10 protein-coding genes are annotated in these 9,419 nt (G+C 44.3%); 3 read left to right on the forward strand and 7 right to left on the reverse strand.

The window, feature by feature from the left end:
• Both AC3A8L_RS16780 and AC3A8L_RS16785 read right to left on the reverse strand, forming a co-directional pair.
• On the reverse strand, positions 1-571 hold a 571-nt coding region (locus AC3A8L_RS16780; protein ID WP_487963423.1), incomplete at its 3' end, for a hypothetical protein.
• A 383-nt stretch (positions 572-954) separates the two neighbouring features.
• Positions 955-2,187, reverse strand: coding sequence for an esterase/lipase family protein (locus tag AC3A8L_RS16785; protein WP_487963424.1), 1,233 nt, complete (start codon positions 2,185-2,187; stop codon positions 955-957).
• A 520-nt stretch (positions 2,188-2,707) separates the two neighbouring features.
• Between AC3A8L_RS16785 and AC3A8L_RS16790 the strand changes: the two genes are divergently transcribed.
• Positions 2,708-3,352: a hypothetical protein gene (locus AC3A8L_RS16790; RefSeq protein WP_487963425.1), complete on the forward strand. Its 645-nt coding sequence runs from the start codon at positions 2,708-2,710 to the stop codon at positions 3,350-3,352.
• Between the two features lie 211 nt (positions 3,353-3,563).
• A complete protein-coding gene (locus AC3A8L_RS16795; protein WP_487963426.1) occupies positions 3,564-4,430 on the forward strand; it encodes a hypothetical protein in 867 nt (288 codons plus the stop codon).
• Between the two features lie 373 nt (positions 4,431-4,803).
• On the opposite strand, the gene AC3A8L_RS16800 is transcribed toward AC3A8L_RS16795, so the two are convergent.
• Genes AC3A8L_RS16800 through AC3A8L_RS16820 form a run of 5 tightly spaced genes read right to left on the reverse strand, consistent with a single transcriptional unit; the run spans position 4,804 to position 7,717 of the window.
• Positions 4,804-5,484, reverse strand: coding sequence for a hypothetical protein (locus AC3A8L_RS16800; protein ID WP_487963427.1), 681 nt, complete (start codon positions 5,482-5,484; stop codon positions 4,804-4,806).
• Complete coding sequence (locus AC3A8L_RS16805; RefSeq protein ID WP_487963428.1) at positions 5,481-5,996, reverse strand: RNA polymerase sigma factor; 516 nt, start codon at positions 5,994-5,996, stop codon at positions 5,481-5,483. Before AC3A8L_RS16805 ends, AC3A8L_RS16800 begins: the two co-directional genes overlap by 4 nt.
• On the reverse strand, positions 5,993-6,595 hold the full coding sequence (locus AC3A8L_RS16810) for an HvfC/BufC family peptide modification chaperone (RefSeq protein WP_487963429.1): 603 nt from the start codon (positions 6,593-6,595) through the stop codon (positions 5,993-5,995). Before AC3A8L_RS16810 ends, AC3A8L_RS16805 begins: the two co-directional genes overlap by 4 nt.
• Complete coding sequence (gene bufB / locus AC3A8L_RS16815; protein ID WP_487963430.1) at positions 6,592-7,425, reverse strand: MNIO family bufferin maturase; 834 nt, start codon at positions 7,423-7,425, stop codon at positions 6,592-6,594. Before bufB ends, AC3A8L_RS16810 begins: the two co-directional genes overlap by 4 nt.
• Position 7,426: 1 nt before the next feature.
• The gene (locus AC3A8L_RS16820) at positions 7,427-7,717 is read right to left on the reverse strand and encodes a BufA1 family periplasmic bufferin-type metallophore (RefSeq protein WP_487963431.1); all 291 of its coding nucleotides are present in this window, start codon (positions 7,715-7,717) and stop codon (positions 7,427-7,429) included.
• A 640-nt stretch (positions 7,718-8,357) separates the two neighbouring features.
• Here AC3A8L_RS16820 and AC3A8L_RS16825 point away from each other — a divergent pair.
• Complete coding sequence (locus AC3A8L_RS16825) at positions 8,358-9,179, forward strand: class I SAM-dependent methyltransferase (protein ID WP_487963432.1); 822 nt, start codon at positions 8,358-8,360, stop codon at positions 9,177-9,179.
• Positions 9,180-9,419 lie beyond the last annotated feature (240 nt).

Genomic DNA, 9,419 nt, shown 5'->3' on the forward strand with positions numbered 1-9,419 from the left:
AAGGAACAAACTGATTGAACGACTCATTGGAATTGCGCCGCCATAAAAAAACCGAAGGTACTCCACGACCACAATCATTATAAGCATCTTTTCCTAAACGCCCTTGACGCGGCGCCCCTAAGGAATCGGCCCCTAACACGACCCACTCTTCAGACATTGCCACCAATTGACCAGCCTCGGCACCAGCGGGATTCAAAATAGTACACGTTATATCGCTCACATAATGACCTGAACTTGTAGGGTCGGGTTTGTATAAGGTTAAGCCCACCTCCCCAAGCGGTTCAAATGTTTGCAAAAGTTGAGCTCCGTCCTCAAATAAAAACGCTTGCCCTGCCGTGTCAAAGTCACTCGAATTTAACTTATAAGCCCCCAACAAAGTATAACGCCCCTCTTGGGCAACGCTACGCCCCGCTTCAGCACTATCACCCACCTCAAATAGGTTTGGGCGCTCGATCAGCACGGGTGCCGACAAAGCCGTCACGGAAGCCAGGCTTGTAGCTAAACCCAGCGCAACGGCATTCAACTGAAAACGTTGCGAATTTAACAATATTTCATTTAATTTTTTTTTCATAAATTACCTTTTAATAATTTGTAAAGGACGGGGAAATAATAGTTTGTCCATTTAGACAAGAACGCCTACGTACTCAACAAGGTACTCAAAGGGGCCCAAACGGACATAGGTCATTAGGGTGGTGATCGGAACAAGGAGCCTCTTATTAGGCATTGCATCCGTATAGGGATATACGTTATTAGGGCAATGCAGGAGCTATTACCGAGGAGCATAATGTCGTGGATCAGCTACCTAGGCATGTAACGCTTTGAGTAACGAAGGTAAGGATGTCGACATCAAGCATTAGCATAAAAAGCAACATGGATGCCCTGAAATATTTGAAAAACCCTTTAACGATATCGTTAAAGGGTTTTTCAACGTCATACCCCAATCAATTGCTCGAACTACGGCTGGTGAGTATTGATCCAGTCCAAAATGTGATTATGATTTTTATAGGACACTGACACATGCTGCTCATTAGACGAAGGAAACTCTACGGCATCCCACGCTGCCGTTGTACCTGCCACTGCTGAGTATGTTGATACAAAAGAGTGATGAAAATCGAATGAATAGCTCAAATCGACATGAGGCTCGATAATGTCGGCGAATATTTTATAGTAGCTAGCATAGCCACCGGGCTGATTATCGAAATAAGGATCGCTAGCCACATTCCATGATTTAACCCCGTATATTGATCGGTCTATAGAAAAAAAGACGATTGAATACGGTGACGGATTACCAAAAGTTGTTTGAGGCGTACCATTACTAATTGCCATTGTTGCTAATGAGCTCTTTAAGCTTGTTAGTGTATTAAATAATTCCCCGTGGAGAGCGGATCTTTCGATTGATCCTGAGGACGCCGAATTAACCAAGTCTTTAAATGTCTGAGAATTGAATTTTGATAGGGCTGATTTCAGAAGTTTTCGAGCACTAGAGCACTTAGAAACTTCACCACAAAAAGGTTTGTCTATCGAGTTTAAAACATTTGTAGTGGTGTCAATAATCGACCTAGGCACATTAGCTCCAAAAAATGGTGAGTCGTAGGCAATAAAAGATTTAACTTTGCCCAACTTCCCTTCTGCTTTTAGCGCGCCTAACGCTTTTGTTGCAACAACCCCACCCATAGAGAGTCCGATAACTGACACCGAGCTGACGCCTGATCGGTTATTTAAGGTGGTTAGCAATGCTTTTAAACCTTTTGCATGATCAGTAACTCCCCTTTCAACATCGTCATGCTGGAAAATAGCAATATCGTAACCTTGTGAGCGTAGGCTCGACAGCGTACCTTGAACATTAGCCAAGTCATAAAGTTCTGACGCCGACATTGTGGAGTCATTAAAACTCAACTCAAAAGGTTGAGAAACAACAACGACTTTATCTAGAACGCCGTCATAGCTTTTATAAATAGACGCTGTTCCATGACCTGACCGAATATAGGTGTAGTTGTAAAGCACCCAGCCACAGTTTGAATATGGCCCTTCTGCACCAGGTACGTATGTCGAAGAGCACGTTGAGTTAGCAATGGTTTTAACATCCTCAACATTCCATGTTTCATCAGCAGTTATGGCATGCGCATTCCCGGTCATGCACGCCACTGAGGTTATAGCCAAAAATATTTTTCTTAATTTTTTTAACATTACATTTTCCTAAAGGATAAAAATTTTAAGGTTAGATATGAGTAAGTCAAGACATCTACATATGTAAGAGCTATCTCGACAGGCCTCCAGCATTCATTAACGATTCGTATTTTTTCGTATAGATTGTCGCTCATTATTTAACGCATTCCCAGTTGCGCTGCTAGAAATTGTATTTTTCCCACAACCCCAACAGCTGCGATAACAATTGCCGATGAATGTATACGCATCTCGAACACCGCATTGTAATTACAGTAACGTGGCTAGGGGCGTGCATACGGTTAAGTAAACTCAAAACATTTAAGCCATGGTATTACACAGGTTATTTAAGTTGTCACAAAACTATAAACATTTCATCACTAAATTATAAAATTTATTACGGGAGTATTATTTCACAAGCCATCTACCTGCCGTAAAAGCGAGCTAAGGGGCAAGGGGTCATATTTCGCCCACTAAACCTTGATTAGTTGGGGCATGCGTTTTATTACCCATCTGATTAAAATAACCAATGGCGGATAAAAAAATGTTGTTTTTTAGAATAATTACTTTAGGTCTTATATTGCTGGGAAGTCATGTCCATTCGGTGGAAAAGCCTGACGTAACAGATAAATTTGAAGGCCGAATAAAGGCAGAGGCTAACGGCATGAGTGATGATGAGATAATAGAGAGGGAAATCAAGCTTCGCTTGCAAGAGTATATCCCTGTCTCCAACAAGGCGGTTGCCCATTACTTGCTCGACAGTTTTTCACCCAACTTTGTCGCATTTGATCCGCTTAAAAGCAGCTTTGGTTTAACGCTATCGGCTTTGCCTAAGGACCCTTCGTTAGCTTATAAGGGGGTCGTTGCCGGAGCCGGGACTGCAGGGAAAACAGCATCTATCACTCGGGTGTATACCCTCGATAAAGATAAAACCCTTTCCATCGAAGAACTGGATCACTTAGGGAATGGCATGAAAATTAAACACGATGAGCGATTCGTCAACACCTCCATTAACGGTCACCCCGCAACGATTAGCTTCTCAAAATCCCCCGATGGAAATGGCGTCTTTATGCTGTCGTGGGTATCGGAGGATCGCCTAACTAATATTGCCATGGCCGGGGGCAACCTCGTTCGGGATAACGAGAAATTACTCTTAGCACTGGCCACATCGCTCACCTACAACCGTTAATTATGTCAACGGCAGAGCAATAATAGTTTGTCCAATTAGGCGCAGGAATCGGCTTTCTTATCTAGCCGCTTTAAAGGGGGTATGTAACGTTTTAAGCAACACCCGTAAGGAGCTCGAAATCAAGCATGGGCAGATGAAATATTATTTCCTCGCCCCTTATGTTAAACGCCCAACCTGAGAAAGATTGATCATTTAATAAGGCGATAAATTCATGTCATCAACGAATAAAAAACAATACAAAAACGACATTAAATATATAATCTTTGCGGCTCTGCCCATTGTGTTGTGTTTATTTTTTTTGCGACAGCAAATGTCGTTCGACGATAGCAACAGATTACCGGAGGGACCAGCTATAAATACACTTAATACGTCTTTTGCTCCGCCGATTGAAAACGAGAACGCGGTGCAAACTAAGACGGCAGTAGCGGTTAATAGCGCACCCACATTGACGGGTAGTCAGAACAATCCCGATGAGGCTCCCCTACTGCCGGGTCAGCATGGCGATGAAAGTAAAAACAAGGAGCTGGCGGCGCTTCTGAAACAAATACATGACGCCGCGAACGTGAGCCCCGGACTGGCGCCTGGCGCCATTGATTACGAGCAACTTTACAGCGCTGGCGTTGGCTTTGAGGTCGCGCAAGCGTTTGAGGTGGGCATAACCGCTGTTCTCAACGAAATGCAGCATGTCGCTGAAACAGCACGGGCAGCGTCTGAGCCCCTGTATCAGGAGGCCAGCAGCATTATCGCGCTACAAGATGAGCTGCGCGATACCGTGGGTGATGAGGCGTATGGCGTACTGCTGGCCAAAAGCGGTTTGCCCAATCGGGTGCTACTGAATGACAGCGTTACAAACATTGATGGTGAAACAGTCTTTCTGTCTGGCGACACCATCGTATCGATCGCCGGGAAACGGACATTTAGTGCGTTTGAACTTAATCGCGGCGTACCCGAAGAGGGGGAGCCCAATGGCGCGGTCGAAGTGGTGGTGGAGCGCCGAGGTGAGCAAATAACAGCCTATCTAGACCTGAATCATGAAGCCGTGCAAACGCGCACGATTTTAATAAACCCACCGCAGTGAAGTGTGGATAACCGCCTTCACATGAGTGGTATTTTTGCACCTGGTAGAATCCAACGGCACACACTTTGCGCCAAAAGAGCCTGTAATACCTTGGATTACTTGGCGTGAGTGATACATGTGCAGAAAGATCGTTATTAAGCCGTCTATTTGATGGGTTATTTTTCTTTCGGGGTTTAACCCCGAAAGAAAGTCGACCACAACAATCTACATAGATCTTCTGTTTTTGAATTTCACCAACATCTGTTATCCGGCTAACCGTACGGAAAAGCCACTGACTTACCAACTCCCTTCCACCTTAAATCACGAACTATTGCTCGCACCCTTCTAGCGCTAGGCGCTCCATCCATAGATGACGCAATTTAAAGTCTGCACATCACCCTTCAACTGCCCCCGCCACAAATACAAATAACACCCCGCCCTTCTGCCAAAAAGAAACATTAAAACCTTTATAAGCAATGACTTTTGGCGCTCCATTTTTATTTAACGCGGGAATATCTCCATGTTTTTCGGGTATATACGCAACTTCGTATAACGTACTTAAATCATGCTGAGTTGTCTGGCTTTTAGCACCCTGGCGGTAACGAAGTTGTGCAGCCGTCACACCTTGAATAGAACAATACCGGCCACCTATTAATTGTAAGCTATTTGCACCACCAACGATTTCATTCACCTTCGTATTAATAAGATAAAAATCCAACGCGTTAAAGTATTCACGTGCAGCATCAATACTTGTTGCCTGCGTTTCAAGGGGCTTTAACTTCAAATGGTTCTTTACCACCTCCCCCGCTATCGCTTTAAAATTATTATTCTGAACATTCCATTGCGCCGTAAAAATCACACCAGTAAGGGCCAAACAAAACACCGCCATACCTGCAAGCAGTTTTGCATATAGAGCGACTTTCATCTTAGGCTGAATATTTTCATCATGACCTACGATACTCTCCTGTAACAAAAGCAAGTCATCCAATTTATTGCTATCAAGTTCCTGTTCTAACAAGTGACGTTCAAATGCGCGCGGTAAACTTTCTTTATCCTCAAAAGGCATCTTATTCATAATATCCCCTTGTTTTTATCCGCCGAGCTTAAAGTTATTGCATTATCTTCGTTACATTTTTTTCTCAAGCGGTGCATTCTAGATAAAAATGAACCACGACTAATATCGCACAAGGCACAAACCTCATCAGTGGAGTGCCCTAAAATCACCCAGTGATACAATAAATCTCTATCTTTTGGCAATAAACTTTGCCAAAGCTTATCAGCCAGATCTTTAGAAATTATGCAATTTTCTAAGCTGATAGGCGATATATCGTAACGACTCATTTCCTCGTAAGGCTCGCTTTGCCAGCGCTGCTTGTAACGATAGCTATCGATATAGACATTACGGATTAAGGTTCGCATCATTGCCAGTGGTGCAATAACATCAGGCGATTTTTTTTGATTATTAAGGTATTTTTCAATAGCGGTTTGCAATACATCGTAAGCATCGTCCGCATGTAAACTTAATGCATAGGCGTAACGATAGAGATCCTGAAGCTGATCCCGATTAAACGTAAAAACCTTAGTCACCGGTCAGACCCATATGGATCACTATTCTCGATCAAAAGCACAACATCTCCCTTATTTCGTGTCACGGTGAAAATTAGGTTATGCGCTGAGTCTACAACACCTGCAAAACCTGTAATACCTACAATATTATCTATACATTTTAAATAGCGGTGCAATTTAATAAACAATGACACGATGCCTTTCGCCGAGACAGGAGAAGACTGCATATTCAAATGAACCGTGAGTGGCTCGCTACTACTATTAGCATAATATGCCAAGCGTATGCTTTGCTCTATTTGTGCAATACCCGAATACCAAGACCAAGGAAACACGGTTGCCTGCTGACTATTCACTTGAGCAGCAATAAAATCGGGAAACTGACTACCGTACACGTTAATATCCCACTGAACAGAGGGATAGTTTTTTGCATAAGCAAAGCACAAAGCCATAAATGTTTTTGAAGGAAAAGCATCACCCGTAACCGGAAAACTCGTCGACAGCGCCTGTTCTTTTCGTCGCTGAATATTATTGCGATAAAGAGTCCCGCCCAATGAAGACGAAGCCGGTGAATTTATCGCTTGATGTAGCACGTGCAGCTGTTGAGCATAGGTTACCGTCATACAGAGCTCGTAGAATACTGGTCATAGATTATCTGTGCTTTTTTTCGTTCGCATTCTAATACCGAAAAGTCGGGCAAGTTACTATCCCATTCGATTAAAGTGGGCACCGAAGGTTGGTATTGGCAAGCATATTTATACAATTCAAAGACTTCGTTCGACACGGGTTGAGTATGTGTATCTATTGCTAGCCCATCACTAAACTCAAAACCGGCTAAATGAATTTCACAAATACGTTTTTTTGGCAACTGCCGAATAAAACAATAAGGGTCTTCTTGTAAGTTCAAGCTATTTACATACGCGTTATTAAGATCGAGTACCAACAGGCAATCAGATTCCTGCGACACCTCGGCTAAAAACTCACCTTCCGTCATTGCCGCCCCCTCGTTGACTTTAATATAACGAGAGAGGTTTTCGATGGCAATACGACACCCTAAAAAGTCTTGTACATGATTAATTCTGGAAACCACATGCTTTACCGCTTCAGGGCTATAAGGTATTGGCAGCAAATCATGAGCATACTCACGCTTCAAAAGTGCGCAGCAAGCATGATCGGATATCAGCGAAGGCTCGAACTCAATATAAGCTGCTTTCAAGCGCTGTAAATAATCGATATTTATAGGCTCAACACCCCCTAAATTCAAGCTTACGCCATGAAAACGTAAAGGGTAATCTTCTCTTACCTGCATCAATATGTCACGCCCGCGACCACCGTTTAAATAGTTGCAACTATGCACCTCAAACCAAGGGACTTTAGGCCGATGCTGCAGCACATATGGGAAATGGGGCGGGCGCAAGCCAATACCTACGCCCTCGCAAAGTTGGGGTTTCACTCTATGTTTTAGCTGGTTTGATTTTCGCGATTTGGCCACCCGTGATTTTTTCACAGGTGGTTTGTGGAACATACACCCATTCGGCATCAAGATTATCGGATTTGGCTTGCCCTGCACAATTATGAGAACCGTCAAGTGCGCCACAATCGTTCATTCCAGCTTTTGCAATGCCAGCACACTTTTCCCAATGTGTTGGCGCTTCCGGCACGGCTTGAGCTGCCACGGGAAACAAGTAAGCGCCAGCGAGAACAGTATTGGTAAGGGTCATGGTAAGAATATTTTTATGCTTCATAGTAGATACTCCAAAATGGTTAGGGGGGGAGGTAATAATAGTTTGTCCAATTTGACGAGGGAGCCTGTTTTCTCAGCAAGGCGCTCGAAGAGGCGCATGCCGAGGCATGTAACGCTTTGAGCAACGCAGCTGAGGAGACAGGAAACAAGTATTATTGGATAAAGTATTTTTTCCTCGGCCCTTAGGTTCGCAGGGGGAATTCCCCTCCTAACTCACACTGACGTTTGACGCCCTGAATTGATTGCAGTGCAAACATTTTTATTTTTAAGCACCGTAAAAAATCGCCAACCTAACCAAGCGCATGCCGGGGCCTATAGGTTATAGCTCATTAAGGGTAACGCATCGAGGCAGGAACCTCTTATAAGACATTGCAGGAGCACAATGTCGAGGAGAAGTTATCGAGGTATGTAACGCATTGAGCAACGAAGGTAAGGATGTCGAGATCCAGCATTAGTGGATGAAATATTGTTTCCTCGCCCCTCAGATTAAAAGTTAACAGCAAGTCACACCTGTCGATTATTTGTAGCCCTGCCGATCTCTGCTATTTTTGACCAGTAGAACCAACACGCTACACAGCTGTCAGACACTTCTTACGTAAAACCAGCATGTCATTTCACACCACACTCAATCAGGGGTAAGCATGAAAAAGACCGCACTGTTACTTTCATTATCACTTTGCAGCATCGCTAGCTTTGCCGACACCAAAGCACTGCAAAAAGCCATAGACAGCGACCACAGAACACCCGCCTATACCGAGCGTGACGCATCCCGAAACCCCCTCAAAACCTTGGAGCTGTTTGATATTCAGCCTTACCACACGGTGTTAGAAGTTTGGCCTGGTGGCGGATGGTATACCGAGATATTAGCGCCCTACTTAAAGAAAAAAGGCACGCTCATTGCTGCGCATTATGACTCAAGCGATACCCAGGCTAGCTATCGTCCGGGCTCACGCGAAGGCTTCGATAAAAAAATGCAGGCCGGCAAAAAACACTATTCAAAGGTTGTTACAGCTTCTTTGATGATTGACGAGAACACTAAGCAAGTAGTTAAGTCACCTGCCGCTGAAAGCTCGGTTGATAGAATTGTCACCTTCCGCAATACACATGGTTGGTATGCACGCGGCATAACCGACACCATGATGAGTGAGTTTTATTCACTGTTAAAGCCCGGCGGAAAACTCGGGCTAGTGCAGCATCAAGCCGCAGAGAATCAAGACTGGGCATCCAAAAACATCGGTTATGTGGGCCGCCAAGCAATTATCGACTCTGCTTTAAAGGCAGGCTTTACCCTAGAGGCCGAGGGTTATTTCAATAACAACCCAAAAGACTCGCGCCACTATGAACAAGGTGTATGGCAACTGCCACCCACATTACGCGGCTCAGAGCAAGACACACAAAAAGCCAAGTACACTGAAATTGGCGAAAGCCACCGCATGACACTAGTCTTTATCAAACCCGAATAGCGCCTAAGCAGCTATCCCGGGCAGTGCCATCACCCAAAGAAAACCTCAGCATCTGACTGAGCTAGCATAAATAGCTTGGTCGGATGCTCAGCTAAATCACATTAGGGGCGATGCAATAATAGTTTGTCCAATTAGACGAAGGCGCCTGTTTTCTCAGCAAGGCGCATGCCGGGGCCTATACGGACATAGGTCATTAGGGCAGCCCTTTCAAGGTGAAATAAAAACCATCGTGGATTAATT

The sequence above is a fragment of the Marinagarivorans sp. genome, assembly GCF_982758155.1.

What these genes read in the sequence shown, in the direction of transcription:
- AC3A8L_RS16785 (WP_487963424.1), bottom strand. Translation starts at nt 2,187, where the DNA reads ATGTTAAAAAAATTAAGAAAAATATTTTTGGCTATAACCTCAGTGGCG.
- AC3A8L_RS16790 (WP_487963425.1), top strand. Translation starts at nt 2,708, where the DNA reads ATGTTGTTTTTTAGAATAATTACTTTAGGTCTTATATTGCTGGGAAGT.
- AC3A8L_RS16795 (WP_487963426.1), top strand. Translation starts at nt 3,564, where the DNA reads ATGTCATCAACGAATAAAAAACAATACAAAAACGACATTAAATATATA.
- AC3A8L_RS16800 (WP_487963427.1), bottom strand. Translation starts at nt 5,484, where the DNA reads ATGAATAAGATGCCTTTTGAGGATAAAGAAAGTTTACCGCGCGCATTT.
- AC3A8L_RS16810 (WP_487963429.1), bottom strand. Translation starts at nt 6,595, where the DNA reads ATGACGGTAACCTATGCTCAACAGCTGCACGTGCTACATCAAGCGATA.
- AC3A8L_RS16820 (WP_487963431.1), bottom strand. Translation starts at nt 7,717, where the DNA reads ATGAAGCATAAAAATATTCTTACCATGACCCTTACCAATACTGTTCTC.
- AC3A8L_RS16825 (WP_487963432.1), top strand. Translation starts at nt 8,358, where the DNA reads ATGAAAAAGACCGCACTGTTACTTTCATTATCACTTTGCAGCATCGCT.